Source organism: Paraburkholderia sp. J41, assembly GCF_905220235.1.
GTDB lineage: Bacteria > Pseudomonadota > Gammaproteobacteria > Burkholderiales > Burkholderiaceae > Paraburkholderia.
Map to the genome: position 1 here is coordinate 95,782 of NZ_CAJMZE010000002.1, position 25,559 is coordinate 121,340.

Here is a 25,559-nt window from a genome sequence, read left to right on the forward strand (position 1 = left end):
GCTCCATGAATGCAAAACAGACGTCGGATTTCGATCCGTATATGACGGCCATTATCGCGAACCGTATCGACGGCATCGTGCGCGAGATGACCCACACCTTGCTGCGTGCGGCGCGATCGGCTGTGATCAATAGTGCGCGCGACTTCAGCTGCTCGATCTGTACGGCAGACAACCAGCTCCTCGCCGCCGCGGAGGGCTTGCCGATCCATATCTTTGGCAGCCACCTGCAGACGAAAACGATGAGTCAATACCACGCGGGCGATCTGCGTGAAGGCGACTGCTACCTCCACAACGATCCTTACTCCGGCAACACCCACCCGGCCGATCACACGTTTCTGGTGCCCGTCTTCATCGATGGCGAACATCTGTTCACGACGGTTGCGAAGGCGCATCAGGCGGATATCGGCAACGCGTCACCGACGTCGTATATGGCGACGGCGCGCGACGTCTATGAAGAAGGCTCACTGATATTTCCAGCGGTTCGGGTCCAGCGCGACTTCAAGATGGAAGAGGATATCGTGCGCATGTGCCGTTCGAGAATTCGCGTGCCAAACCAATGGTACGGGGACTTCCTTGCCGGCATTGGCAGCGCGCGGATTGGCGAGCGCCGTCTGAAAGAGCTTTGCGACAAATACGGCATCGACCGCATCAAGGCGTTTATCCGCGACTGGCTCGACTACTCCGAGCGCCGCATGGCGCAAGCCATCGCGAAGCTGCCCAAGGCGACACTGAAGAACACCGGGAAGCACGATCCGTTCGGCGACCTGCTGCCCGACGGCATTCCGTTGAACGTGACCGTGAACATCGACCCCGACGCGCAGCAGATCGATATCGATCTGCGCGACAACGTCGACAACGTCGAGTGCGGATTCAACGTCAGCGAGGCGACCGTCACGTCGTCGACTGTGGCCGGAGTCTTCAACTCGATCGACCCGACCGTGCCGCGCAACTCGGGTTCATTCCGGCGCGTGCGCGTGCAGTTGCGCGATGGTTCAGTGGCCGGCCGGCCGAAGTTTCCGCATAGCTGCTCGGTTGCCACGACCAATATTGCCGACCGTCTTATCAACATCGTGCAGTCGGCATTCGCACAGATCGGCGAGAACTGGGGGCTTGCGGAAGGCGGCATCGGCATGGGCGCGGGATTTGCCGTCGTGTCGGGAAAGGATCCCCGCACAGGCGGTAGCGAATACGTCAACCAATTGATCATTGCGAGCGCGGGGGGACCGGGAAGTCCATGTGCGGACGGTTGGCCGACCTATGCGCTGCCTGTGATTGCGGGGCTCATGTACCGCGATTCGATTGAGGTCGATGAACTCAAGCATCCGATGCTCTTCAAGTTCCTGCGCGTGATGTCAGGAACTGCGGGGGCGGGCCGCTTCCGCGGTGCACCCGCGATGGAGATTTGCTACGGTCCGCGCGACTCGACAATGGAAGCGCACTGGCCCTGCGACGGAACGCACTTTCCTGCGAAGGGTGTAGCAGGCGGCCACGACGGCTATCCCGCGCAGCACTTCAAGATCGACGCGAACGGTGCGGAAACCGAGTTGCCGAATATCGTTGCCGAGCAACTGGGCGACGGCGAATTCGTACGCGGCAACCATAGTTCGGGCGGCGGTTACGGAAATCCGCTCGAACGCGATCCCCGGCGCGTCCTCCACGACGTGCTCGAGGGCTATGAAACCGTCGAACGCGCACAAACAGTCTATGGCGTGGCATTCACCGGCCGCATCGCCGACGAGTCACTGGCCGTCGATGTCCCTGCCACATCAAAGCTTCGGCAGGTGGGTGCGACCGAGCTGTCGCCCGTCGACTGAGTTTCGACGCAGTCGTCCAGGTTCATTCAGCTGACAGTACGGAGACCATCGATGCGGCACGCGAGTGCCGCGCGATGGCAGATTGCATGACGGGCTGAATGAGCCACGGCGGACCTCGCTCAGCAGGACCGATACACAACCTCCGACTTTTCCTCTCATTAACTAGCAACACTATATTCGATAAGGTACAGGGCGATGAATCGCAAACGGGAAATGCATCGGCTCGACAGGGGTCATCCTGGCGTGAGCGATCTGAACAACGCGCTGCTGCGATGCTGCGTCATCGGACTTGCGCTTGCAACAAGTGAAATCGCGCAGGCACAGACTAGCGTCACGCTGTACGGCATCATCGACACGGGGATCGACTATGCCAGCAACGTTGCGCAGGTCAGCAACGTTGCGGTCGTTCAGGGCAGCGGCGCGAAGCTCGTGCAGGAGTCGAGCGGCGTTCCGCTGGGAAGCCGCTGGGGCCTGCATGGTGTCGAAGACCTCGGCGGCGGGCTCAACGTGATCTTCACGCTCGAGAGCGGCTTCAGTTCGGTCAACGGTGCGCTGGGCGCGACCAGCACGTTGTTCTCGCGCAATGCGTTTGTCGGCCTGTCGAGCGCCCAATATGGCACGGTGACGTTCGGCAAACAGTGGGACGCGATCGTCGACGACGTCGAATCGTTCACACTCAACGGCAATCTCGGCGGATGGTATTTCTCGCATCCGAACGATATGGACAACACGGACAACGGGTTCTCGATCAACAACGACGTCAAATACGTCAGCCCGTCGGTTGGTGGTCTCAAGGCCGAGGCCCACTACTCGTTCGGCGGCCAGGCGGGTCAGTATTCGAATGATTCGTCGTACGGTGGCGGGTTGTCGTACAGCAGCGGCGCGTTTGGTGCAGGGGCCGCTTACCTGCGTGTGAACAACCCCGAGACCGCGGTAGCCGGTTATCAGAGTGGCGGCGGCTACCTGAATTCCGTCTACGGTGACGCGCTGGCCCAGGCGCGCAGTCAGCAGATCGTTGCGGTCGGCGCGGCTTATCACTTCGACGCGTTCCAACTCCTCGGCGATTTCACGAACGTCGTGTTCCAGCAGGGCGACGCGGGTCGCAACGTCGTGTTCCAGAACTACGAGATCTCAGGCATCTACACGCTGACACCAGCCTGGACGCTGGCAGGCGGGTATACGTACACCACCGGCCGGGATCACGAGACCGGCGAAGAGCCGAAATATCAGCAGATCAATCTGCTCGCGCAGTACGCGTTCTCCAAACGCACGGCCCTCTATCTGATGGCGGCACTTCAGCGTGCGCTCGGGTCGGCCCGGTACGCGCAAATTGCCGGATTCAACCCCTCGGGAACCGACCAGCAGGCCGTCGTGCGCCTGGGTCTGACCCACCATTTCTGAACGCCGGCGCACTGGCCGCTGCAATCCAAAAGTTAGGGCGGCGCATGCCAAGAACTGAGAAAAACGTTCGCTTATAGTCGATTCCGTTCCATCGGGCCGCCCTCAGCGCGCAGTTATCTCGAATCGATCGATATCACGGAGCATCCCATGAATCACAACCGGCTTCCCCGCCTCGTCTGCGCCACGCTGGCGTGCTGCGCCATGGTGACGAGCTTTGCTACGCACGCGGCCAACTGGTATCCGCTCCCTGCCGAGTCGGTCACGCCGCCGCTCGATCCGAACGGCGCCAGGGCCGACATCCAGTACGTACCACTCACCAGAGCGACCAGGCCCTGGAACATCTGCGTCTCGTTTCCACATATGAAAGACGCCTATTGGCTAGGTGTGGACTACGGGGTGATTCAGGAGGCGAAAGATCTCGGGGTCAAGGTGCACGTCTTCGAAGCAGGCGGCTATACGAACCTCGGCACGCAAATTTCGCAGCTTGAAGATTGCGTGGCGAGTGGTGCCGATGCCGTCGTCATCGGTGCGATTTCGGCCGATGGACTCAACAACCTGGCAAAGACCCTGTCTGCCCGCAAGATTCCGGTCATCGACCTCGTGAATGGGATGACGTCGCCGAACGTCTCGGCCAAGTCGCTCGTCTCGTTCTACACCATGGGGCACGCGACCGGCGAGTATCTGGCTGCACGCCATCCTGCCGGCTCACCAGCGACAAAAGTCGCATGGTTCCCTGGACCTGCTGGGGCGGGCTGGGTCGAATCCGCTAACAAAGGCTTCATGGACGCCGTGAAGGGCAGCGCGATCCAGGTACTCGAGCCGAAGTACGGCGACACCGGCAAGGAAGTACAAGGCAAGCTAATCGAGGAAACACTTCAGGCGCACCCCGACGTGTCCTACGTCGTCGGCACCGCGGTGACCGCCGAAGTCGCCCCGGACATCCTGAAAGCGCGTCATCAGCAAGGCAACGTCAAGGTGTTGTCGTTTTATCTGAGCCCAGAAGTCTACAAGGGCATCCAGAACGGCACGATCCTCGCCTCCCCGGCCGACGGCATGGTGCTGCAGGGCCGTATCGCGATCGATCAGGCGACTCGACTGCTCGAAGGCAAGGACGTCGTCAAACACGTGGGCCCGAAGATCGAGGTCATCGATGCGCGCAATATCGGTGCGATTCATCGCGACACCGTGCTCGCGCCGCCTGATTTCACCGCGCAATTCAAGGCCAATTGACCGGCTCGGCTGCACACGACGCATCGCGCTGACGCAACACAGCGTGCTCATGAGACCTGCTTCGACGGGAGCACCGATGAATCACACAGACGCCGCACCTGCGGTTCCTCCACTACTCGAACTTCGGGGTGTCTCGAAGCAGTATCCAGGCATTCGCGCGTTGAATCGCGTCAGTCTGTCGGTTATGCCGGGCGAGGTGCACATCCTGTTCGGCGAGAACGGCGCTGGCAAATCGACGTTGATCTCGCTGATTGCCGGTGCACAGCAGGCGAGCGAGGGCGAGATCAGGCTCGATGGCACGCCGGTGTCGTATGCGTCCGTTCGCGACGCGCGCCGGATGGGCATCAGCACCGTGTTTCAGGAGTTCTCTCTGGTTCCCACCATGACCGTTGCCGAGAACCTGTTCCTCGGCGACGACGTTGGCCGGCTCGGCTACCTGAATCGACGGGCACAGCAACGTCGCGCTGCTTCGATACTCGATGAGCTCGGTTTCGACCTCGACGCGCGCGTGCTGGTGAGCCAGCTGTCGCGCGCCGAGCAGCAGATGGTCGAGATAGCCAAGGCGCTGCATGCGAAAGCGCGATTGCTGATTCTCGACGAACCGACTGCGTCGCTGTCGGACCGTGAGACGGATCGGCTGTTCGAGTTGATCGGGCGACTCAAGGCGCAGCGCGTGTCGATCATCTACATCACACACCGGATGCAGGAAATACGCCGGATCGGCGACCGGATCTCGGTTCTGCGCGATGGCAACTGCGTAGGGACGTTCGATGCGCAAGCCGTGCCTGAGGGCGAATTGATCAGCCTGATGGCCGGCCGCGCCGTCGGCGAGATCTTCCCCGAGATCGCGTATCGCCCGGCAGCCACGTTGCTCGAAGTCAAGGATCTGAGCACGGCATCCGGTGTCACGTCCGCATCGCTGGTGGTCCAGCGTGGCGAGGTGGTCGGTATCGCTGGTCTGGTCGGATGTGGAAAGTCGGAACTGGTGCGTGCGGTTTTCGGCGTCGAAACAATCACATCAGGTTCAGTTGTGTTCAGAGGGAGCACCGTGGTGCGGCCGACGCCCTCCCGAATGCTTGCACGCGGTCTCTTTTACCTTCCGTCCGACCGCCGCGCGGAGGGTCTGGTGATGTCGTTCACGTCGCAAAACAATATGACGCTGCCCGCGCTTCGCGGCATACAGCTACGCAGCAGGTTCGGCTGGCTGTCGACACGGCGCAAGCGGCATACCGCCAATGCGCTCGCCGAGCGGGTCGGACTGAACGCGCGCAACGTCAATCGAAGCGTGGGTTTGCTGTCCGGCGGCAACCAGCAGAAGGTGGTGTTCGCCAAGGGGCTGGTCGAGCCACGCGAACTCTTCATTTTCGACGAGCCCACCGTGGGGGTGGACGTCGGGACGCGAAGCACGCTTTACGCGCTGATCAAGCGTCTCGTCGACGACGGCGCCGGTGTGGTCATCGTCTCGTCCGATCTACCCGAAGTGCTCCATCTCTCACACCGCCTATATGTGATGCGGGCCGGGCGCATTGTCTCGGAGCTTGAAAGCCAGCACGCGACGCAAGACGAAGTACTGAGCCATTTTTTTGAACGCAGCGAAGCAACCGAGGCGACACTGTCATGACGCAATCTTCGAATCTGGATGGAAAAACCACCCAACACGCGGCGGCCGATCTCGACGCGCCATCGACCGGTCACACGCCGTTCGCCCTGATCAGCAACGTGTTTTATCGGACCGGTGTGTTGCCGATCATGCTCGCCATCGCGCTGATCGTGTTCTCGCTGCTCGCACCGAAATTCTTTGGACTCGAGAATCTGACGAACCTGCTACGTCAGTCGGTCTACCTAGTACTCGTCTCGCTTGGGCAAATGCTCGCACTCGTCACCGGGGGCTTCGACCTGTCGGTGGGAACCACGGTTGCGCTGACGTCGGTGGTCTCGTCCATCGTCATGAGTGCCATCGCCGCAAGTCATCCAGAGTGGGGCTACCTGGCGATTGTCGCGGGCTGTCTTGCCGGTGCACTCTCCGGCCTCGTGATCGGCCTCATCAACGGCCTGGGCGTGGCCCGCTTCGGCGTCTCACCGTTCATTATGACGCTCGGCATGCAATCGGTCGGCTTCGGCGTCGCGCTCTTCCTGACCAACGGTGTGCCGGTAACCGGACTTCCCGACGCGTTCGGACAGGTCTTTGGCTTCGGCACGCTGCTAGGCTTGCCAGTACCCGTCGTCATCACACTCGTCATCTTTGGTGCATTCGCATTCATGCTCGACAGAACGGCTCTGGGGCGCTTTTTCTTCGCTGTCGGTGGCAATGAGAAAGCCGCGCTGCTGTCGGGCATCAACACCAGGGGGGTGCTGGTGTGCACCTATGCGATGTGTGCCTTGTTCTCGTCGCTGTCCGGCCTGCTGATGACCGCGCGTGTGTCCAGCGGCGAGGCCAACATCGGTAGTTCGCTCGCACTGGAATCGATCGCAGCGTGCGTGATCGCGGGCGTCAGTCTGCGGGGCGGCACCGGGCGCGTTGGCTATGTCGTGCTTGGCGCGATTTTCATTGGGCTGGTCCAGAACGGTATGAATCTCGCAGACATCAATTCCTACCTGCAGGTTATCGTGCTTGGCGCATTGCTCATCGTCGCAGTACTCGCCGATAAGGTCAGGTATCGGTCGATACGGCACGGCAACTAGCCCGCGATCAATCTTCTACTATCTGATGCCGTCGGTCCTAAATGTTTTCAATTTCCTTCATCTCACTGTGAGTAATCTGCCACGAGCGAGACACGAGGCTCGTCGGCCTGATAACCCAAGCCAGCGGGATGCTTGTGTTCCGAAACGATCCGCGCAGAGATCGCGCAATTGACGAAGTCCACATCTTTATCGAGATTACACCACTCTTATTGCGCATTTGAGCCAGCGCAATCTCCGCAGATTTAGTCAACAGACGGAACTCTCTTCTGGATGAACGTCCGATTTTGATTTCAGAGCTGTCTGTCGCTGGGTCAAGTCGTCTGTCCGCTAATGGCCGAATTTGCCGGACGCGATAGGCAGCAGCCGACCCACAAGCGACCTTCGGACTTCTCCAAAGCAGCCTTTCGACGTCGCTATATGCATGCGTCCGACAAGACGCTGTGTCTCGGCCACGAAGCTTCCTTTGATAAATTCAGTCTGGCCGATCTCCGAGGATCTCAGGAACAAGCGAGTTGCTGGCAACGAATGCCGCTCACGGGTTCCGCCTGCCCGGAACGTAGCGATGCGGTCAGGGCGCGGTCAGAGAGCGCGCATACCCTAAACCTCGCGTCATAGAAGGCGGGGCCAGCGTTAAGCGTGCGCAGCATCTCCGATAGAACAAAAGCAGATGACACAGCGCCGACGAACGGAACCGCGACTGACTTGCCTGCGACCAGAACGCGACCGCATTCGTCCGGCGCAAGCGCGCCGTAGCCCTGGTTCGCCTCCGCCCGGCGACGCGCCCGTTCTTCCCTTTCCCGGCGCGCCTGCGCGTTCTCAAGTGGCCACAAGTCAGCCGCAGGCCGCCGGTTCGGCCACGTATGCACAGCTACGGAGTCGAAAGTTCCAACTTCGCCGCCCAAGCCTGAATCGAAGATCAACGGAAAGCCCGCTTGGGTTAACCACTGACGCGCCTCGTTGTCGTCGAATCCCGACAGCGCAATCACGGGCTCACGATCACTTCGACGATAATTCCCATCTACGAACCGCTCAATCAGCCGGGTATCGAATCCGCGCTTCATAAGCCATTCCGACACCACACGGGTCTTGGGGTGTCCGAGCGTGTCGCTATTCAATAGAGCGCCCGTTTCCAGATTCGGCGATTCGACCAGGTCGTCGTCGCATAGATAGATTCTTGAGCCTTTGGTGGTAGAAAACGGCAGACATGCCAGTGCCCAAAGGTAGGCTTGTCCAAGGTGGCCCAACCCGAAGCAGGAAAGCTCCACCGGGGCTTCGTCAATGGCGCCCCCAATCGAGTCGGACGAATCAACCGGCAAGTCCGGTCGCCACAACGAAAATCCGATGGCGCGGCGTGCAGCCGCTACGCTAATACGCGCGAACGAAGCAAACACCTCGCCCACCGCCACGGCTGCAGCGGCAAGCGGTGCCAGCGCACACCATGGACGCTCAGGAAGCCGCGCGACCTGCGCCGCAGGTCCGACACTCACTTTCCAGCCATCAAAGGTAATGCGCAGGGAAAGCCTTCGCGGGTCCGCATCACCCAGCAGGATGTGAACCCGGTCGGGATCGACGCCTTCAAGGTGACGCTGCCCACCGAGTTCCTCCAGCGCGTTCCCCAGCGTCGGCTGCAAGCTGACGCGCACGAGTGTCCGTGCCGCCCATACGCTGTCCGGCGCGATCACCTGCACCGGAGCAGCAAAGCACTTTACGGCGAGATTTACCACCGTAAGGAGCGCCACCTGCTTTGCATTGGAATTTGCAACGTCGGCGCCGACTACGATTTGCAATCGGCGAGCCGCACGTGCGATCCGGGATTCTTTCGGTGCGGTCCCGTCACGGTCAAGCCAGATTTTGTCGATACGGGACAAATTGCCTGGAAGCTCCGATATTTCGATCATTGCATCACCACAAGGAGAGACGCACGGGGACATTCGCGTCCCCTGCGTCGAAAGACCGCCACTGGCGCTTCCCGAGAAAGCGGTGAATGCCCACCCTCGAAAGCGACCACAACGACGTGTCGCCGAAGCTCGGCAGGATCAAGGCGACGTGCCCGGCGATCGGGATCATCGGGTTGGCCTTGTCTACCGAGCTCTGACGGACATCCGGCGTCGGGTGCGTATGCACGTCAGCTAGCACATGCAGCCCGCGTCTGTTGCAGACTTCCCACAAAGAGGAGAAGCCCGTCCGATGGAACTCGACGATCCCGTGACTCAGCGCCCTGGGGTCCAGATCGTCATAGCAAATGAAATCGACGACCTGGCGCTTGGGGGCATTCTGCCGACCGAGGAGAAACGCTCCGGATTCCCGTCGGCCGCGGCTACGTGAAGCGAGCTGGCGCACCAGCCGACGCCACAGCATGAGCGGGATTTCGATCTGGTCGCTATTGGCCAAGATAGTCCCCGCAGTTGAGCCAACGATAGACGAGCGTGATGAAATCAGTCAGCTTCACGGTCGGATTCCATGCATCCTTCGTCCAGGGGTGTCCCGGAATCGCGAGCCGGTCGTAATGGTGATAGAAACCACGACCAGGCGCGGCCCATCCGGCGACCTTGAACACTGACGCAACGGTAGAACCGGATCGGCCTTTGGGCCATTTTTCAGGAGCGAGGAAGGTGCCCGTGCCCGGATCCCAAAAACCGCCCGTGCTGGCTTGGCTGCCGTATTGGTCAACATTCCATCGCACCAGCCACTGATCCGGGCTGTTGGGTCGAATCCCTGCCGCGATCCATGTATCGACGTAAGGCCAGACAAGTTCTGACACCGGCGTTGCGAGCGCCCAGCGGCCCCCCGCAACACCAGCGCGAAAACGCCCCCCCGTCAGTTCCGCCTCAAGCAGCCGCTGCGCGTTCGTCGACATGGTCAGCCCTGCGGATTGACTTCTTTGACCAGGTTGAACTCGAGCGCATGCTGCCCGGGACGCAGAAGTTCGCCAAGGTGCTGGTCGATCCGCGGAATTTCCTTGGACGGCTCCAGTTCCAGCACCAGTTCTGCACCATCGGCGTCGTCGATATGAAAGCGCTTCTTGGCCCACACCGTGACGGTTTCAATCGTCGCGGCGGGAGAAAAGTGGCGCTTGGGCTTCTGGCCGTTGTAATTCACCATCACCGTGACGCTGCGTGCCGCCTTCGTGTGAATGTGCCGCTTCTCAGGCAGCAGGAGTGCCAGCACGGTCAAACTCACGTCGGCCGGCGCGTGAGTGTCGCACTCGCCATCTACGTCGGTACGCGCCTCCTCGGCCTCTCCTACGAAAACGAACTCGCCATCTCCGGGCAGCGCGTTGTGGCGCGCGAGCGCGTCCTTCAGCAGCTCGTCGCCTGCCGCCTCGATTACCTGCGGGTCCCCGCAGCCGTGCAAAAACAGTTCAAATAATTGGGGTTCCATCGAACACCTCACGCAAAAACATGGTTGCGATCGTGCGAGGGGCATGGCAGACTTGTTGTCCAGACAAACAACCTCGCCTCGTTTTATGCGCAGACGCGGCATATTGGAGCAAGTGCATCCGTTGTCTGGCTAGACAACAGCCTGACAGAACTTTTTACTGCTGTCAAGCAGAGGACGCGGTGCGTCCGTATTTGCCTGCTCATGGGCCACTGGGCGTGGCTCGACCGAGATGACGACTGCGAGCTACCGTCTGTCGCTTGTGAATATTGATTTCGGAGAAACCTGATGCCCCAGACCGGCCTAGGCGCAGCGCTGCGAGCGCTGCGTGAACGCCGAACGCTCTCACAGCGCGAATTAAGCGAACTCAGCGATGTGGATAACGCCTACATCAATCGCCTTGAGAGCGGCGAGAAAACCAACCCGACGCCCGACACTTTGGCCAAGCTGATACGCGCGCTGAAAGCGCCAGAACGCGATGCTGCGATGGTCAAGTGGCTCGCGGATCATGCGGACGCGTCGGTGGAATTGGTCAAATATGTGCTTGACCACGCGGAGATTCCGGTGGACTACTTCATCTCCGCCGCGGGAATGCGATTTCGAGGCGACGCTCGACCCACTCCTGAAAAACTCATCGAACGGGTCAAGCGTCTTTACGAAGCCGAAGACGACGAGGAGTAGGCCGTGGATGATCAGGATGTTCAGCGCATCGCGCGCGACTGGATTTCAGACCTGGATCTATCGAACATCCGAAACGATCTCACGCCATACATCAAGAAGGCCAACGCCCGATTGCATGTGGAGGACTTGGGCTCGGGACAATCGGGCACTACCGTCACCATCAGGGGCAAGACACACATCACCGTCAACTCAGGCGAACCCGATGAGCGGCAACGGTTTACGATTTGCCATGAGATTGCACACATCGTACTTGGCCTTCCTTCCCGGCACGAACTTGTTCCGCAATGGGGATATGTCAAGCGCGACCAGAATGAAGTCTTTTGCGACACCTTCGCCGCAGAACTGCTCATGCCCTGGCAGCAGTTCCAGACGATCATTCGGGACATCGACGAACCGAGCCTCGCCGCCATACAACAATTAGCTCAGGAGTTCAAAACATCGTATCCCGCGGCTTGCTCGCGCTTCGCCCAGTTTGCACCATTCCCCTGTGCATTCGTGACAATGGAGTCAGGGCGCATACGCTACGCCGCACGCTCGACGACATTGCGTCAGATGGGTGCGAAGATTCCATCGAAGTCACCTATCCCCGATGCCTCCGTTGCAGCGCGGCTGCGCGCCTTGGAAAAAAGCGGTACGGAACAAGGCACCGTGGAGCAGGACATATGGTTCGACGATTGGGAGGTCGGGCTCGATCTCACTGAACTCGCCAGGCACTATGCGAAAACGGATACCACCGTGTCATTGATTTGGTTTTCTGAGGAAGACGCGCCTAGAGTCGAAGTCGACAGATTCGGCAGTCGCATCATCGAGGACGAAGGCCTGTCCGAACTGACGGGTGAGCTTTCGTTTTCCAAGCGGAGCAGACGCAGATGATCGTCGATTTCTGACGGCGATCGGTCCTCCAGTTTTCACGTCCTCTCGTAGCCTGGGCGATGCGCACCGCAAAGCCGTGCTGGGCACGAATGCGAAGCCCGAATTCTGGTCCGAGTTTCCCGTCGTTGGGATACTCGTAGGAAATTGTCATCATTATTCGCGACCGTGTCGACCGTCTGCTCCTGGCCGACTGTTGCCCGATGCGTTTTGACTCAGTTCGACCCGGAGCCGAAGGTCTGGTTGTTGCAATCCCAACGGCGGGTATCGCAAGGGAACGGCCCGTCACGACCACAGAATTGCCGCCGAACAGCAATGCCGACGCCTCGGCTAGCGCAATTGCTCAACCTCAACATCCGAAGCGTCTCTCGTCGCTGTGGTCGAGTTAACCACGCTGGGAGCAGTCGCGCGATTGCGCTCGCGAATGTATGGCGCAATCTCGTTGAATAAGGCGCGTGCTTTTCTGCGTGCTTCTTTCGGCATTGGCATCGGCTTCTCGCTGCCTCCTGGCTGGAATTTGTAGCCCCATTGGGAGGTATAAATTTCACGATGAGCCTGGAGTACGCCAGTGAGCTTCGCCACTTCGATCAGGCCCGTTGCTTCCAGCAGATAGCGAAGTTCGTCGTCGCGTGCGTGAGCAAGAGCGATGAGGAAGATGTAACGCAATTCAAGGTACGTTAGCTGGGCCTGTACAACGTCCAGATAGAACGCTTTCTCACGGCCATCAACGTCTGACTCATGGATATGCCGAAGAAGAAGCTTGAAGGACTCCACATATCGAGCATGTCTCTGTAGGTGGGTGTAGATTGCCCGATAGTGAGCAAAAGTTAGGGCGGCTTTTACATCTTCGACTGGAAGACGAACGCCCGCCCTCCTTAATCTTTTTACCGCACTGAGCGACGCTGACAGGCCTTGCGCGCGTAGGTCTTCATCCAATGCGCTATGCATATGAGCCAGCGCATCGACACCGGAGAATGCTTGATCGTTTGTTCGAACTTTTAGAGTTGCGAGCGCGCCGCGATAAATGTCCAGCAGCCTAAAGAATTTTTCCTCCGACCACTCCGAATTTTGCCGCTTTCTTTCCGCACGAATTTCCTTTCTCTGGTCGATGAGCTGCTGCCGCTGTAAGAAGATGGTGACTATCAGTCCGGCAAATGCGAGCGCGGTGAACAAAGTATTCAGACCGCCAAACGCGTCGCCGAACACCCCTGCGCCTTCTCCGCCTTTGATCAGGGTCGACCATCCCGGCCAAATGATCACAGTGAAGCCAGCGCAAAGACCAATGACGGCCAAAAACAAGAGAGCAGAAAGTGCCCACGCAACGGTAGAACGCTCCGAATGAGGATTTGATTTCTCACCTTTTGGCTGCTCGATTTGCGCTGCTTCGGACATAGTCGCTCCAGGCTTGCATAAGTTAACGACGCTTCGCGCAGAGATCGCCGCGTCGTTAAGCACTTTTAGTTTTGTCTTCGATTGTACGTGCGAGTCCCATCTCAGCAAATTCGGTATGTCGAATGCGGCAGTCGCTGAGTCGACAGCACTCACTCGGCGAAGCCGGTAGCGACGGTTTGTCGTTGCCACTCCACGAGCGATCGATCTATGGAGGCAAGCGGGCATACCGACGGCCAGTGCAAACGACCACTTTGGCCAAAGTGTGCACACAGCTCGTTTGACAAGTTCCGGAATATTGCTGCCGTTCGAACGGCAGAGTTCTACGCTCGCCGAACGCCCGATTGTGGCCGGTTTCTGCACATCGCAGCTTGGATTCCGCCGATGCATTTTCCCGGAATTTTCAAGATAGGCGTCGACAGTTCGTCATGTCAGAACGGACACCGCCGTCGTCGTTGAGCGCACGCGCCACTGGTCCCGCAGCCAGGCTATCGATACGATGATGAAGAGTCTGCCCGAACAACCTTTGTTCACGGCCAGACTGGTACGCCGTCTAGTCCTGCGGTTTCAGGCAAGCCGCACATCAGGTTGGCATTTTGCATTGCCTGACCGGCAGCGCCCTTACCGAGGTTGTCGACCACGCCCATCGCGATCACCAGGTTGCGTTCGGGGTCTGCAGCGTAGCTGACAAACGCGAGGTTCGAACCTGTAGCCCATTTCGTCTGCGGCGGTTTGTCTGCCACGCGGACGAATGCGCGGCCAGCGTAGAAGCGTCGCGCCGCGGCCAAGCACTGTTCGGTGGTCGCGCGGCCACGACAATACACGGTGACAAGTACGCCGCGGGTCATCGGCACCAAGTGTGGCGTGAAGACCAGGCCTGCCGCGCTGCCCCCGCTTAGCCGCTCGATCGTCTTGCCGATTTCGGGCATGTGGACGTGTTTGAGGAGACCGTAGGGTACTAAGTTCTCGTTTGTCTCTGCGTAGCCGAACTTGCTTTCAGCGCCGCCTCGACCGGCACCGGAGATGCCGGTCTTCGCGTCAATCACAATGTTCGCGGGCTCAATCAGCTTGTCAACGAGAAGGGGCGCCAAGGCATTGAGCGTCGCGGCGGGGAAGCAGCCGGGATTTGCGATGCGCTGCTGCCCCGCAATCTGGCTCGGCCAGACGTCGGCGAGGCCGTACACCCAACCGTCGACGTATCGGTGGTCACCGCCGATGTCGATGATTTTCATGTCGCGTGGAACGCGAGCGAGCGCCTCGGTCGACGTACCCGTGGGAAGAGACGCAAACAGTACGTCGAGTTTGGGCAAGGTCGCCGGATCCCACTTTTGAATTACAAGATCGGCCAGCTTCGCTGGCACACCGGGGAAACGGTCGACTAATCGGCTGCCCGCGCTGCCCTCGCCCGCAGCATAGACTAGCTCGAAAGACGGGTGGCTTGCGATGATACGCATCGCCTCACCACCGCCAAAGCCGCTGATCCCCACAATCCCCACGCGAACGCTCATCGTGTTTTCCTGCTTCTGAAGTGATCGAAGAAGTCCATTCTATGGCAACGAGAAACCGGGCAACCAAGGCTCTTTCTCACATCGCCGGATTGTCGACGATGTAGGTGGATGACTGGAATGACCGCTGTTGGCCGTTCGGTGCCCTCGGATCATCATCGCCCCGCGCAGCGGTTGCTGCGCCGCACGAGCAGACTCAACCATTGAATCCGGATCCCGATTAAACGTGGGGCGAGACGCGGACACGATCACATTGCAGGCGCCCCGCGGAGGAGCGCGATTGATCGCTGTGCTGTGCTCTGCTGCGCGACTGACCAACGTCCCGAGGTTACCTTCGTCACGCATACGCAGTGCACTTTCCGCGACTGTTCAGCCCGTCACATCGTACGGTATCGTTCATGGGGCAGCCAGACGCTTCCGCACTCGGAGCGGTCCTGGTTCATCCGCTGCGACGACGCTCCATGTCCGGGATTCCAGAATCGTCCCGCGCTGCGTGCGATAAGCTGGCATCTGTAGCAACGCCGTGCTCCCGTCCACTTCCAGCAAACACCCGGTTACAAGGATGCCGTCGCTGAATTCCACCAGCATTTCATCGCCCGGTGACAGTCGTACGCTGCCGGGCGCTTCGAGGTTACGCAGCAGGGATCCGGGGTATAGATGCGTGTGGTTGGCAGAAACACGCCAAAGCATGAGAGCGCCTCCATCGCGTCCAGCGATACGCCATCTGTGTGACATCAGGCGCGCGAAGCATGACCTCGGCGAGTTCACGGTCTGCTCTGCTCGCCGCCTGGTTAATGTCCGTCCAGCCGAACGGTGCCTCCTAGTTGTCGTCTCCGAGCCTGCCGGGAATGTCCATCTGTTGATGAAGGATACGCACGACCTCGATCAGGGAGGGGGATTCCCTGAAAAACACGACATGCATTCCAACCAGCGCCTTCCTGTAGCCTTCCCGCACGTCTGCGGCGGACAGACTTGGCTGGGTGCCGTCGGCCAGACCAGAAACGGTACTTTCGATGCTCAGGATGTAGCGCTCTGCCTGCGCCTCCCCCCATCTCGCGACTGTGTAATCCCAGATATCATCAAGGTCACGTTCGGCCGCGGGCGAGAGAGCATACGCTCTCATGCGACCTTGTTCCGCTTGCCCGCGACGTACCTGCGGAAGTCAAACGGGCGCGACGGCCCGGACTGTTCGCCTTCGATCAGCGCGTTTCGTAGCGCCTCCAGCCTCGCTTCTTCGGTCTCGAGCAGGCGCAGGCCGGCGCGCACAACGTCGCTCGCTGTGTTGTAGCGGCCGCTGCGCACACGGTTATCGACGAATTCCGAAAAATGTTCACCAAGCGTGAATGATGTGCTTTTGCTCATGACATGCACCTCCTATGCCAAGAATACCAGTTTCTGGTATTCAATGCCCGAGAGCAGTCAGCACACCGTCACCAACCTGATGCTGTAGCACAGTTCGGGACGTTTCCAGATGATGAAGCGCCTGCAGGTAAAGATCCCCACATTTCCACCCGATTGATCAGACCCTTTTTACAGCAACCCGTCAGGCCGTCGCGTCGCGTGCAGCCCGGGCCTGGAGTCCGGCGAGCTGGGTGAGCGCGTCTGTTGCCCGGTCCGCCGGTACAAAGATGTGGTCGTGAAAGGCCGCGGCAACGACATTGCAACTGATATTCGCGTTCGTCAACGCCTCCGCAACCGCTGCAGTCAGTCCAACCGCCTGAAGATCGGAGTGAACTGTGAGCGTGATCCACGCCGCCCGGAAGAGCACCGGCAATCCTTCCCGCAGTGCCGTTGGCTCATCAAGAATGACAGTCATCCCCTCGCGCTCACGAAATGTTGCAACGGGGGCGAGCCGCGTTACGTCACTATCCACCTGAACGGTCGAAAAGACATAGGCACCTTCGTTCAGCTCCGGCCGCATCGAGGCCAGCAGCAATGCAAGATCCGAAACCGGTTGGCTCACGGGTGTTCCTGTCGGACAAAGGTCAATAGGTGGAACGCCAATGGGCGCCCCTGGCAACGTCATCGGGCTATTGTGACTGACGCACAAGATTGTCACTCATAGTGCGTGTCATCATAGAGCGTGGCCTCAAACAGGTCAAATCCGTAGGCTTCGATATCTTCCTTGCCGAGATGTCGATGCAGTACGACCCCCTTGCCCTGTTTGGAAAACGCCTGATTGCACTGCGCAAGGCGCGCGGCTGGTCACAGGAGCGTCTCGCGCTCGAAAGTGGCCTGGCCCGGTCGTACATTGGTGGCATTGAACGCGGACAGCGCAACATCGCTCTCTATAACATCTGTGTGCTTGCCTCCACACTCGGGGTTTCGCCTGCTTCCATGCTCGATTTTGATGAGCTTGCGTGACATTGCGTTGATGATTGGGCATCCCGGTCCGGCCTGTACATCCCTGCGCCTGCAGCCGGTCGTTAGTCCATCAGGCCATCAGTGTGAGGTGAGGTCCCGTGAGACATCGAGCCATCGAACCTAGACGCAACGAAATTGATTTGGCTTCCGAATTATCTGTTCGGGAAACGGCCTTGATTTTTCCACCTGGCCGCCTATGATTCCGGATTGAAGTCGCCCGCTGGAGCCTGTCCAGTATCCTTGCAGTGCCGTCGCCTGTGCGACACCTTTTGCGGTTTTGCTTCGTCCCACCGTCTGGACCACCGCAGGTCTTCTGACCGGAAGCTCTCTCGTTGACCCGTCCTGGGGAATTGTCATTCCCCGACGCGGGCACTGGCGATTCCCCTTTTTCGTTCTGGAGAATCGTCATGAACCACCCTGTCGAATCCCGCAAGTATTTCGATCTTCATCTGCGCGGCCTCGGATATCTGTCCCGCGTCCGCGATGTCACCGCGCGTGGCAACGGCCGCAGCAAGGCCAAACCCTTTCTCGCATGCTCGATCTCGGCGTTTCATGGCGACCCGAACATCGAAAACGGCATCGTCTACCTGCCCCTCGACCTGATCGTCTCCGGCGAAAAGGCAAAGGAGGCAGTCCGCTCCGTCATGGACGACGCCAACGATCCGGACGTGAAGGTGCTCGTTGCCTTCAGGGCAGGCGATCACTATATCCGCACGTTCGAACGCACCGGCAACCGCGCCGGCGAAACGGGCGCCGTGCTCAAGGGACGTCTGCTCAAGCTCTTCTGGATCAAGGTGGACGGCCAGGAGGTCTGGCGTGACGAAGGCGACGACACCGGGACCGGTGCCGATGCTGATGCTGATGCCGATACCTCCCGTGAGTCCGGCAACGGACGTGAGCCATCGACGGGACACGGCGACGACCACGACCTCCCCGAGGCCGGAGAGCCGGTGGACGCCCGCGAGAGCGACGAGTCTGGCGAAAGCGCCTCGGCAAGCGGACGTGCTGCACCGCGCGCCAACCGCTATCCGCCGCTGCGCCGTCAAGGCGGCGGCAACGTCCGTCAACCTGCAACCGGCAATCGTTAAGCAACAACCCTCACGTCCCCCGCTCCGCGCGGGGGATTCGTCTCCACGCGGGCCCCAGCGCCAGCTTTCCGAAGCGATCCATACGGGCCGTTCCGGAAAGCGGGTGCAGGCCCGAGGCTCATCTTCCCGGGTCCCACGGTGGCCCCACTGCGCCGTGCCGTTTGTGCCGGGGCGAACCGTACCGGCCCAGACAAAAGCCTGGCGGCGCACTGCCCGCCAGGCGTTATCCGTGATTCACCTCCCGGGTCAATGACGGATAACCGTTTCACTGCCGGTCTGCCAGTTGCAGGCCCGTCCATCGCGACGTCACGGCGATACCCTTGCAGCCCGTTCCGGTGCCATCGTCTGCACGGCTGCTCCCGGTTCGTTGTTGATCCGTATACGGAAAACCTCTCTTCCCCCGTTGGGGCCTTCGCTCGCCTGACGATCGGGATGCTTCCCTTTTCTCTGCAGGGAGCATCCGATGTCCATCCTGCAACCCCTCGTTCGACGTCCGGCACGGACAACCCTGGCTGGGCGATGCCTCGAACTACACCTGTCCCGCAACAACGGACCGGGCATCGAACATCGCGTCCTGGAACACGAACCATGGTAGCGGTCACCGCTCGATGTCATCCATGACAGCGCAGTCATCTTCAGCGAAGGCAACCACCGACGGTACCTGCGCAAAACAAGATGTCGTCAGGAAGCGTGACGACGGCCCGATGACCAGGCAAGTCCGGTATTGCCCTCCCTTCAAAGCGCCGATGCGCACAGCGCATCGAATTATTTCACCCCCTTCAAGGAAGCAAATCATGACCTGTCCAACACAGCCTGGCGAACCCTTTCCGGATCGCCGCGACGAGATCCAGCAGGAACTCGCCAGACACGGCTGCCGCATGGAGTACGACGCCAAAGCCATGCCGGGAGAAGGCCACGACCTGGTCATCCTCGTCAGGGGAGACGCCGCCAGCAATTTGCCCGAACGGATCCTGCGACTGGCGCAGGAATGGTCGCGGCTAACCGACGATCTGGATATCCCCTGGTAGAGGCCGTGTGCCGCAGTCTTTAGCACTGGAGCCGGTCGACTACCAGCCGACCTTTGCATTACTGAAATCACGTTGTTCAACCCACGCGGGGAATGCTTTCCCCGCCCGGGAAACCGTCCTCCGCCTCTTTCTGGAGGATGTCATGAATCAGGCTGCAGAAACACCAACCATCGTCGCCACCCTCGTACCCGAGGAACGCCGCATGGACATCCTGCCGCGCTATTTCGGCAGACACATGATCCGCGGTGAGATTGCCGTCTATGCGGCCATGGAATCGCTTTGCGACACCTACCATGGCGGATTCTGGGACTATGTCGAACTGTCCAACGGTACCTTCTATATGGCGCCCCGCATGGATGGTCCGCTGACCATCAGTTGCGATGGCAACGGCTACGAGGGCGAGATGAGCAGCGACGCCGCCGGCATCGTGGCCACGCTCTTTGCGCTCAACGCCATGGCATGGTCCACCGAAGACGAAACATTCACTGATCTCTATCACCGTCTGATCGCCTTCATACCGTCTCACGCCGAGGCACGCGAGATCTTCGCCGCGATCGACTGACGTCTCACCATTCCTTTCCCCCTTGCGGAACGCAGCCCGCAGGGGCGTGTCTCCGCGATTCTCCCGGAGACAATCATGCCAACCTGTGCACTCCTCACTTCCCGGTCATTCCGCACCCACGACGTCTTTCGCCAACCAGGCACACTGGTGCATGCGGCGAACTGGCCGGATGAGGGCCGCGATTCGCAGCCGCCCGTTTTTTCGTGCCGCGACGGTCGGTCCCTGCCGCGCTACACCGATCACAATGTCGATCTCCCCGACGGCCTTTATCTCGGACTCTTCAACGGACGCGACGCGCCGTTCACTACTTCGATCGCGTCCGGATTCGACGGCCCGCTGATCGGCCGGCTGCGTTACTGCCATACGGTCGAAGCGCGTGAATTGAAACTCGAGTTCCTCGATCCGTTCGAAGGCCGCGTGTTCTTCCCTGACATGGAAATCATCGCCGGACCTGGCGGCCACGCCCCGACGGGCATGGCCTCGCTACCCGTCCAGCCTGGGCCGGGTTCCGGCGCGATTGTATTCGACGACCGTTACTTCGCCGACTGGACGATCTTCATCATCAGTTCGGTCCGCACCGTCATCGGTCGCGACCTGCGCTCGCAGCAACGGATGTGACTGCGGTCCTGCCGCTGTCGCAACGCTCTCCTTCCTCTGCACCAGCTACACGGTGCATTCCCTGCGGGGCATCACCCCGTACGGGAATGATGCGCCGCTCTACTTGATGAGGTGCATCATGGGATGGCTTTTTGGTCATGGACAGACCCGTTCGCAACTGATCGAACGTCTGACCCGTTACGAAGAACACAGCGGTACGACACGCCGTTGTCTGCGTCACTGCACCAGCGGCAACGTGCTCTGGACCGTGTGGGAAATCGCCCGGCCGGACGAGATGCCGATGCGCTACATCGGCTGCGATCTGCTCGCGTGGGATAAAAGCTGTGCGGGCTGGGGTTACAAGGACATGTGCGAGGAAATGCAGCCCTTCTATTACTCGTGTCCTCTCGCCTACCTCGACATGGTGCCACCCGCCTCGGCCGAATGGCGCGAGCAGGTCCGCGCCTGGCACGCCGCACGTTCTCGCACACTCGCGCCCGGCGACATCCTGACGCTCAGCGGACTGTCGATCAGCGAAGCCCTCGTGGTCAGCCGGCGGCACCGCACGTGGATCGTCGAAAGCGGTGGCCGGCTCTTCAGGTTTCCGCCACGGCTCTTCCGTCACATCACCGGGCAGCGGCGCGCGGATGAAGCCGCCACTCAGCCCCTTGCGTGATTCGCCCCAATCCTTCCGGTCGTTCGGATCGGACCGCCTGGCTCACGCGCCAGGCGTCATTCCAGGCGCGCCCGCGAGGGGCGCTTGCCCGGAATGATCCATTCCTGCTGATCTGCCCGATGCAGATCCGTGCGTCGCCACGTCAGGCGACACCTGCAGCTGCCTTCCGGCGCCCCTGTCTGCGCGCTGCCTGCCCGCCATCGATACCGACAGGCGGACAGACGGAATTCATCCTCACCTCATCTTTCCCAACCGGCGGGACGCCATGCCCGTCAGGGACGTTCCCGCCTCACTTCGTGGAGGCATCATGATTTCCCTTTCCGGCACGCTTGACGTGCGCACCATCAAGGGCAGCAACGGCCCGTTCCAGGTCGGCGAGCTCACGACATCCGTCGGCGAGTTCAAGGTCAAAGACAAGGTCCTCGAACAGTTCGAGCCCGGCGCCTACACCGGCACCTTCCTGATCGACAGGATCTATCCGCACAGCTACATGTGGTACGGCAAGGTCACGGTCGAGATCCGCGCGAGGCTGGCCGACGTGCAGCTCGACAACGACGAACCGTTCAGCGAAATGGGACAGGCGCCCGCCTCCACTGAACCGGATCCGGCCGATGAGGAACGTGCACCGGGTGATGTTGCTCATGCACGCACGGATGAAGTGTCTGTCTCCGCTCAGGCTGGTACCGACCCGGGTGAACTGTATCTGCCCGACCTGTTCGGCACAGAACTGGCCGACCAGATCGTCGCTGGCGAGCCCGTGAAGCTCGACCCCACTGTCGACCGCGGCGTGTTCCGTCAGCAGCGCGACCAGCTTCGCGCATTCGGCTACGCATTCCAGGCGTCCACGCAGACCTGGATGAAGGCCTGATTGTCCGATCACGGGCGTGCCGGGAGGTTTGATCCATCGGCACGCCCATCCGTCTGCATTCCAAAGGAGTTTCACATGGCCCTGATCTTTCCCCGCCTCGCCAGAAATTTCGTGAAAAACGGCTATTTTCCCACCGATGCCACAACGCTGGGACGAATCATTCCCGCCCTGACGCTAACCGATTCCGACTGCCCCGTGCGGCTGCTTGATCCGTGCTGCGGCGAAGGCGCCGCGCTGCACGACCTGAAAGACGCACTCGTGACGCAGACGACCACACCCGACACGCTGCGAGCATTCGGCGTCGAATACGACCGTGAGCGTGCATGGCACGCGAAGGACGTCCTCGACACGGTAGCGCACACCGACGTCCAAGACATGTTCATCACCGCGCGCAGCATGGGCCTGCTGTTCCTCAATCCGCCCTATGGCGACGTGGTATCCGACAAGGCCCGGACGGGTGAGCGTCAGCCGAATCGTCTCGAGAAGCTCTTCTACATGAAGACGATTCCGTGGCTCGCATTCGATGGCGTGCTCATACTGATCGTGCCGCATTACGTCATGGATCGCGAATTCGCGACCATGATCGCCCGCAACTTCGCCCGCGTCGCGGTGTTCCTCGCGCCCGACCAGACGTTCAAGCAGCTTGTCCTCTTCGGCGTCAAACGACGCGCCGATGGTGTCGACAGCGCACTGGTTGCCCGTCTGGCCCGTATCACCGAAGGCGAGTTGCCGCCGGAGTTGCCTGAGCACTGGACAGCAGACCGGTACTGCGTTCCTTCCACGGCGGGTGAACACGCCTTCATGTCTACCCGGATCGACGCACCGCAGCTCGAGCGTGAACTGGAACGCCTGCAGGGCGCGACGCTCTGGCCGCAGTTCGCCACCCTGTTCGCCTCGAAGGCCGTCACACCGCGCCGGCCACTGCGTGACCTGTCTGACTGGCACCTCGCGCTCGCACTGGCGGCCGGACAGATCACCGGTGTGGTGACCGGCGCGGACGGCACCCGCCTGCTCATCCGGGGCGACACCATCAAGCAGAAGGAACAGGAAGTCCAGGTCGAGGAAACCGACAAGGGCGACATCCGGACCACCATCCTGATGCGCGACCGGTTCGTTCCAACGATCGCGGGCATCGACTTCACACCCGGCCCGAATCTTGGCCGCATTGTCACGATCCGCTAGACCGGACCACTTCTTCCACCCTGCGGGGCCTCGCCCCGCAGGAGCGGGTTCCGCTTTTTGAGGATACGCACCATGCCTGATACACATCACACTCTGGAACCGCTGCCCGCCTTCATGGTCGGCTACGGCCTCGACGTGACTCATCGCATCGTCGTCGGCATCCGGGCAGCACACGCTGACGCCGCCCGCTCCATTGCGCACGCCGCATTTGACGCAGGCACGCTCTGGGATGACACGCCCGACAGACCGCTCCTCTACGATAGCGATGAGGAAATTGACGGGCAGACCGTGCAGTTCGATGCCACGCCCGTTGCGACCTGGCCACCGGCGCATGAATCCGTGATAGCCGCAAAGCTGCGGAACGCCGCACCGCGTCTGCTTGCGCTGGCTCGCCTCGTCGAGAGCCGACTACCTCTTGCAACCATGACCGGATCATGGCATCCCGAAGCCCTGCTGACGATGACGCTCACGGTCGGGCAGGCGCGCGATCTCCGTGCATTGCTGGAAACACTACGGGCTTGCTGACTGGCCAGCTCTCATCTCAATGCCTTGCGCGCCCTGTCCGGGGCGCTTTCCCGGCACGTCCCGACCGACGTTCGGGGAAAGCGGTTCCCGCCGCCACAGCGTCACCCGCTGGTCTGCCGGTAGCCGACCCGTCGTCGCCCGTTACACGACACCTTCCGCAGTATCGCTGCAGCTTCTTCCGGCGCCTTCGTCTGCGCGGCTGCGGCTTCCTCCGGGAAGTGCCGGAATTTCCTTCAACCCGTCCGGGCCAGCATCCGGTGGGTGTCCCGGACACTTATCTGGGAGCATTCCATGCTGTATCCCGTCAAGGAACTGCAGGACATCTTCGTCGATGCCTGCGTGCGTGCCCCCGATGGCGAACTCGTCTTCATTTCCGTATTCGGTCGTGACGGCGCCGTCCAGCAACTGTACGCATCGCTGCACCTCGGTATCCAGGAGGGCGGCATCCGCCAGATCACGCTGCTCGATCCCGAAACCAGCCAGCCGCTGGCAGCGGTCCCCGTCGGCGATCCACGCCGGCTCGACAAGTACAGCGGTCGTCTGCCGAAGGACAACCTGTTCGGCAACCTCGTCCATACATGGATCTATGACGAATCACTCCTCAACCCGTCGAAAGCAGCCGGCTCCGCCTGGCTGCTCGTCGACCGCGAAACCCAGGCACACGACATCGGGTCGCTCGAAGCCCGCACCTGGCTGCTGATCGAACAGCTCAGTCCGCTGCCGCTGCTGCCGCACTGGCGCACCCCCGTCCTCGACATGCTCGGGGACCAACTGGTGAACACCCTCGACCAGACACCCTACACGCCGATCGGGCGCATTCATGCATCGAGGATTGTCCTGCCCGACTCGTTCGCCGAGGCAATTTCCGGCTGGGTTCGCGACGGCTCCCTCCGGCTTGACTGACCGGCGCATGCCAGATCCCGGCCGGATAGCCGGCTCGCCTGTTTTTTCCCCTACCTGCGGGACGTACGTTTCCCTCCCGGGGGCACGTCGCCCGCGCCTTCTGGAGCACATCATGGCCAACAACTACTACGAAGGCACGGGTGTCCTCGTGCTCGATCACGTCACCCCTGTCATCAACGCACTGTTCGGTGCCTTCCTGCTCGACCCCGACTGGCCCGGTGACGGCCAGGCGTACATCGCCCGCATATCAGAAACCAACGATCCGAGGTGGAGCGACGTCTGCGACGGGCTGATGGATCTCGCCGCACAACTTGACCTGCCCTGTCCGGAGGACGATGACGTCTCGATTGACGTCCTGCTCCGGCTGCTGGCTGGTCATTTCGGTGTCGGCAATGAGAACGGACCAGATCTCCGGGCCGACACCTTGCCGTCCGAAGACGACGCCAGTCTCGAAGCGCTCTTCATGATCGCACTCTGCCTCGACGACGGTCATGGTCTGAGCGCCATCCAGTTCGAAGGTTGCTGGCACTGCAGCAAACCCCGCCTTTTCGAGTTTGGCGGCGACGGTGCCTACATCAGCCGGGAAGTCATCCACTACGGCAACAGCCGCGAGCCGGTCGAATTCGGACATGACCTTCGCGAGGCGCTGGTTGCCCGCGATCTCGACCGCGCCACCGCCACGTTCGCAACGATGGTAAGGAAAGCGCTCGCCGGGATCAGCGACGACACTGCGCGCGAAACGCTCACGTTGCAACTCGCCGCATTGCTTCAGGAAACCCGTAGCCATCCTGACTAGGTACCACCTGATTGGGCCTG

At 60.7% G+C, this 25,559-nt stretch carries 27 protein-coding genes; 18 read left to right on the forward strand and 9 right to left on the reverse strand.

The window, feature by feature from the left end:
• Positions 1–5 precede the first annotated feature (5 nt).
• The 5 genes from U5805_RS02325 to U5805_RS02345 all read left to right on the forward strand — a co-directional run bounded on the left by U5805_RS02325 (position 6) and on the right by U5805_RS02345 (position 7,127).
• Entirely contained in the window at positions 6–1,814 is a 1,809-nt protein-coding gene (locus U5805_RS02325; RefSeq protein WP_322101825.1) for a hydantoinase B/oxoprolinase family protein, read from the forward strand.
• 267 nt (positions 1,815–2,081) lie between these two features.
• On the forward strand, positions 2,082–3,215 hold the full coding sequence (locus U5805_RS02330) for a porin (protein ID WP_322102084.1): 1,134 nt from the start codon (positions 2,082–2,084) through the stop codon (positions 3,213–3,215).
• A 147-nt stretch (positions 3,216–3,362) separates the two neighbouring features.
• Positions 3,363–4,445: a TMAO reductase system periplasmic protein TorT gene (torT, locus tag U5805_RS02335; RefSeq protein ID WP_322101826.1), complete on the forward strand. Its 1,083-nt coding sequence runs from the start codon at positions 3,363–3,365 to the stop codon at positions 4,443–4,445.
• Between the two features lie 76 nt (positions 4,446–4,521).
• Positions 4,522–6,066: a sugar ABC transporter ATP-binding protein gene (locus U5805_RS02340; protein ID WP_322101827.1), complete on the forward strand. Its 1,545-nt coding sequence runs from the start codon at positions 4,522–4,524 to the stop codon at positions 6,064–6,066.
• Positions 6,063–7,127 carry an ABC transporter permease gene (locus tag U5805_RS02345; protein ID WP_322101828.1) on the forward strand — a complete coding sequence of 355 codons (1,065 nt, stop codon included), beginning with the start codon at positions 6,063–6,065 and terminating at the stop codon, positions 7,125–7,127. Before U5805_RS02340 ends, U5805_RS02345 begins: the two co-directional genes overlap by 4 nt.
• Positions 7,128–7,624: 497 nt before the next feature.
• On the opposite strand, the gene U5805_RS02350 is transcribed toward U5805_RS02345, so the two are convergent.
• The 4 genes from U5805_RS02350 to U5805_RS02365 are packed head-to-tail and all read right to left on the reverse strand — an operon-like array spanning position 7,625 to position 10,508.
• The gene (locus tag U5805_RS02350; protein WP_322101829.1) at positions 7,625–9,025 is read right to left on the reverse strand and encodes a ThiF family adenylyltransferase; all 1,401 of its coding nucleotides are present in this window, start codon (positions 9,023–9,025) and stop codon (positions 7,625–7,627) included.
• Between the two features lie 4 nt (positions 9,026–9,029).
• Positions 9,030–9,518, reverse strand: a complete 489-nt coding sequence (locus U5805_RS02355; protein ID WP_322101830.1) for a Mov34/MPN/PAD-1 family protein — start codon at positions 9,516–9,518, stop codon at positions 9,030–9,032.
• Positions 9,508–9,984 carry a hypothetical protein gene (locus U5805_RS02360; protein ID WP_322101831.1) on the reverse strand — a complete coding sequence of 159 codons (477 nt, stop codon included), beginning with the start codon at positions 9,982–9,984 and terminating at the stop codon, positions 9,508–9,510. The genes U5805_RS02355 and U5805_RS02360 overlap by 11 nt, the downstream gene beginning before the upstream one ends.
• Positions 9,985–9,986: 2 nt before the next feature.
• On the reverse strand, positions 9,987–10,508 hold the full coding sequence (locus U5805_RS02365) for a hypothetical protein (RefSeq protein ID WP_322101832.1): 522 nt from the start codon (positions 10,506–10,508) through the stop codon (positions 9,987–9,989).
• A gap of 285 nt (positions 10,509–10,793) precedes the next feature.
• Between U5805_RS02365 and U5805_RS02370 the strand changes: the two genes are divergently transcribed.
• Together U5805_RS02370 and U5805_RS02375 are read left to right on the forward strand one after the other, a co-directional pair.
• The gene (locus U5805_RS02370; protein ID WP_006752917.1) at positions 10,794–11,186 is read left to right on the forward strand and encodes a helix-turn-helix domain-containing protein; all 393 of its coding nucleotides are present in this window, start codon (positions 10,794–10,796) and stop codon (positions 11,184–11,186) included.
• Between the two features lie 3 nt (positions 11,187–11,189).
• Positions 11,190–12,059, forward strand: coding sequence for an ImmA/IrrE family metallo-endopeptidase (locus U5805_RS02375; protein WP_322101833.1), 870 nt, complete (start codon positions 11,190–11,192; stop codon positions 12,057–12,059).
• Positions 12,060–12,386: 327 nt separating this feature from the next.
• Here U5805_RS02375 and U5805_RS02380 read toward each other — a convergent pair whose 3' ends face one another.
• From U5805_RS02380 to U5805_RS02400, 5 genes are all read right to left on the reverse strand, one after another.
• Positions 12,387–13,448, reverse strand: coding sequence for a hypothetical protein (locus U5805_RS02380; protein WP_322101834.1), 1,062 nt, complete (start codon positions 13,446–13,448; stop codon positions 12,387–12,389).
• Between the two features lie 527 nt (positions 13,449–13,975).
• Positions 13,976–14,953 carry an N-acetyl-gamma-glutamyl-phosphate reductase gene (gene argC, locus U5805_RS02385; RefSeq protein WP_322101835.1) on the reverse strand — a complete coding sequence of 326 codons (978 nt, stop codon included), beginning with the start codon at positions 14,951–14,953 and terminating at the stop codon, positions 13,976–13,978.
• Positions 14,954–15,770: 817 nt separating this feature from the next.
• A complete protein-coding gene (locus U5805_RS02390) occupies positions 15,771–16,073 on the reverse strand; it encodes a type II toxin-antitoxin system RelE/ParE family toxin (protein ID WP_322101836.1) in 303 nt (100 codons plus the stop codon).
• Positions 16,070–16,312, reverse strand: coding sequence for a type II toxin-antitoxin system ParD family antitoxin (locus U5805_RS02395; RefSeq protein WP_322101837.1), 243 nt, complete (start codon positions 16,310–16,312; stop codon positions 16,070–16,072). The genes U5805_RS02390 and U5805_RS02395 overlap by 4 nt, the downstream gene beginning before the upstream one ends.
• A gap of 181 nt (positions 16,313–16,493) precedes the next feature.
• Positions 16,494–16,913: an ACT domain-containing protein gene (locus U5805_RS02400; protein WP_322101838.1), complete on the reverse strand. Its 420-nt coding sequence runs from the start codon at positions 16,911–16,913 to the stop codon at positions 16,494–16,496.
• Positions 16,914–17,089: 176 nt separating this feature from the next.
• Here U5805_RS02400 and U5805_RS02405 point away from each other — a divergent pair, with 176 nt between their 5' ends.
• The 11 genes from U5805_RS02405 to U5805_RS02455 all read left to right on the forward strand — a co-directional run bounded on the left by U5805_RS02405 (position 17,090) and on the right by U5805_RS02455 (position 25,539).
• Complete coding sequence (locus U5805_RS02405) at positions 17,090–17,314, forward strand: helix-turn-helix transcriptional regulator (protein ID WP_322102085.1); 225 nt, start codon at positions 17,090–17,092, stop codon at positions 17,312–17,314.
• Positions 17,315–17,721: 407 nt separating this feature from the next.
• A complete protein-coding gene (locus U5805_RS02410; RefSeq protein ID WP_322101839.1) occupies positions 17,722–18,402 on the forward strand; it encodes a DUF3577 domain-containing protein in 681 nt (226 codons plus the stop codon).
• A 794-nt stretch (positions 18,403–19,196) separates the two neighbouring features.
• Entirely contained in the window at positions 19,197–19,430 is a 234-nt protein-coding gene (locus U5805_RS02415; protein ID WP_322101840.1) for a hypothetical protein, read from the forward strand.
• 142 nt (positions 19,431–19,572) lie between these two features.
• A complete protein-coding gene (locus U5805_RS02420; protein WP_322101841.1) occupies positions 19,573–19,992 on the forward strand; it encodes an antirestriction protein in 420 nt (139 codons plus the stop codon).
• A 75-nt stretch (positions 19,993–20,067) separates the two neighbouring features.
• Positions 20,068–20,610, forward strand: coding sequence for a hypothetical protein (locus U5805_RS02425; protein ID WP_322101842.1), 543 nt, complete (start codon positions 20,068–20,070; stop codon positions 20,608–20,610).
• A gap of 118 nt (positions 20,611–20,728) precedes the next feature.
• The gene (locus U5805_RS02430) at positions 20,729–21,265 is read left to right on the forward strand and encodes a hypothetical protein (RefSeq protein ID WP_322101843.1); all 537 of its coding nucleotides are present in this window, start codon (positions 20,729–20,731) and stop codon (positions 21,263–21,265) included.
• Between the two features lie 307 nt (positions 21,266–21,572).
• Positions 21,573–22,133: a DUF3275 family protein gene (locus U5805_RS02435; RefSeq protein WP_322101844.1), complete on the forward strand. Its 561-nt coding sequence runs from the start codon at positions 21,573–21,575 to the stop codon at positions 22,131–22,133.
• A 75-nt stretch (positions 22,134–22,208) separates the two neighbouring features.
• Entirely contained in the window at positions 22,209–23,315 is a 1,107-nt protein-coding gene (locus U5805_RS02440; protein WP_322101845.1) for a DUF6094 domain-containing protein, read from the forward strand.
• A gap of 72 nt (positions 23,316–23,387) precedes the next feature.
• The gene (locus tag U5805_RS02445) at positions 23,388–23,840 is read left to right on the forward strand and encodes a hypothetical protein (RefSeq protein WP_322101846.1); all 453 of its coding nucleotides are present in this window, start codon (positions 23,388–23,390) and stop codon (positions 23,838–23,840) included.
• A 291-nt stretch (positions 23,841–24,131) separates the two neighbouring features.
• A complete protein-coding gene (locus U5805_RS02450) occupies positions 24,132–24,743 on the forward strand; it encodes a hypothetical protein (protein WP_322101847.1) in 612 nt (203 codons plus the stop codon).
• 112 nt (positions 24,744–24,855) lie between these two features.
• Positions 24,856–25,539 (forward strand): hypothetical protein, encoded by a 684-nt coding sequence (locus tag U5805_RS02455; RefSeq protein WP_322101848.1) that lies wholly within the window; start codon positions 24,856–24,858, stop codon positions 25,537–25,539.
• The last annotated feature ends 20 nt before the right edge of the window (positions 25,540–25,559 follow it).

Bases quoted from the DNA above. Each gene is read 5' to 3' on its own strand.
- U5805_RS02350 (WP_322101829.1), bottom strand. From the start codon at position 9,025: ATGATCGAAATATCGGAGCTTCCAGGCAATTTGTCCCGTATCGACAAA.
- U5805_RS02360 (WP_322101831.1), bottom strand. From the start codon at position 9,984: ATGTCGACGAACGCGCAGCGGCTGCTTGAGGCGGAACTGACGGGGGGG.
- torT (WP_322101826.1), top strand. From the start codon at position 3,363: ATGAATCACAACCGGCTTCCCCGCCTCGTCTGCGCCACGCTGGCGTGC.
- U5805_RS02345 (WP_322101828.1), top strand. From the start codon at position 6,063: ATGACGCAATCTTCGAATCTGGATGGAAAAACCACCCAACACGCGGCG.
- U5805_RS02435 (WP_322101844.1), top strand. From the start codon at position 21,573: ATGATTTCCCTTTCCGGCACGCTTGACGTGCGCACCATCAAGGGCAGC.
- U5805_RS02325 (WP_322101825.1), top strand. From the start codon at position 6: ATGAATGCAAAACAGACGTCGGATTTCGATCCGTATATGACGGCCATT.
- U5805_RS02370 (WP_006752917.1), top strand. From the start codon at position 10,794: ATGCCCCAGACCGGCCTAGGCGCAGCGCTGCGAGCGCTGCGTGAACGC.
- argC (WP_322101835.1), bottom strand. From the start codon at position 14,953: ATGAGCGTTCGCGTGGGGATTGTGGGGATCAGCGGCTTTGGCGGTGGT.
- U5805_RS02365 (WP_322101832.1), bottom strand. From the start codon at position 10,508: ATGGAACCCCAATTATTTGAACTGTTTTTGCACGGCTGCGGGGACCCG.
- U5805_RS02425 (WP_322101842.1), top strand. From the start codon at position 20,068: ATGCCAACCTGTGCACTCCTCACTTCCCGGTCATTCCGCACCCACGAC.
- U5805_RS02420 (WP_322101841.1), top strand. From the start codon at position 19,573: ATGAATCAGGCTGCAGAAACACCAACCATCGTCGCCACCCTCGTACCC.
- U5805_RS02450 (WP_322101847.1), top strand. From the start codon at position 24,132: ATGCTGTATCCCGTCAAGGAACTGCAGGACATCTTCGTCGATGCCTGC.
- U5805_RS02380 (WP_322101834.1), bottom strand. From the start codon at position 13,448: ATGTCCGAAGCAGCGCAAATCGAGCAGCCAAAAGGTGAGAAATCAAAT.
- U5805_RS02390 (WP_322101836.1), bottom strand. From the start codon at position 16,073: ATGAGAGCGTATGCTCTCTCGCCCGCGGCCGAACGTGACCTTGATGAT.
- U5805_RS02455 (WP_322101848.1), top strand. From the start codon at position 24,856: ATGGCCAACAACTACTACGAAGGCACGGGTGTCCTCGTGCTCGATCAC.
- U5805_RS02445 (WP_322101846.1), top strand. From the start codon at position 23,388: ATGCCTGATACACATCACACTCTGGAACCGCTGCCCGCCTTCATGGTC.
- U5805_RS02410 (WP_322101839.1), top strand. From the start codon at position 17,722: ATGAACCACCCTGTCGAATCCCGCAAGTATTTCGATCTTCATCTGCGC.
- U5805_RS02430 (WP_322101843.1), top strand. From the start codon at position 20,729: ATGGGATGGCTTTTTGGTCATGGACAGACCCGTTCGCAACTGATCGAA.
- U5805_RS02340 (WP_322101827.1), top strand. From the start codon at position 4,522: ATGAATCACACAGACGCCGCACCTGCGGTTCCTCCACTACTCGAACTT.
- U5805_RS02415 (WP_322101840.1), top strand. From the start codon at position 19,197: ATGACCTGTCCAACACAGCCTGGCGAACCCTTTCCGGATCGCCGCGAC.
- U5805_RS02395 (WP_322101837.1), bottom strand. From the start codon at position 16,312: ATGAGCAAAAGCACATCATTCACGCTTGGTGAACATTTTTCGGAATTC.
- U5805_RS02405 (WP_322102085.1), top strand. From the start codon at position 17,090: ATGCAGTACGACCCCCTTGCCCTGTTTGGAAAACGCCTGATTGCACTG.
- U5805_RS02440 (WP_322101845.1), top strand. From the start codon at position 22,209: ATGGCCCTGATCTTTCCCCGCCTCGCCAGAAATTTCGTGAAAAACGGC.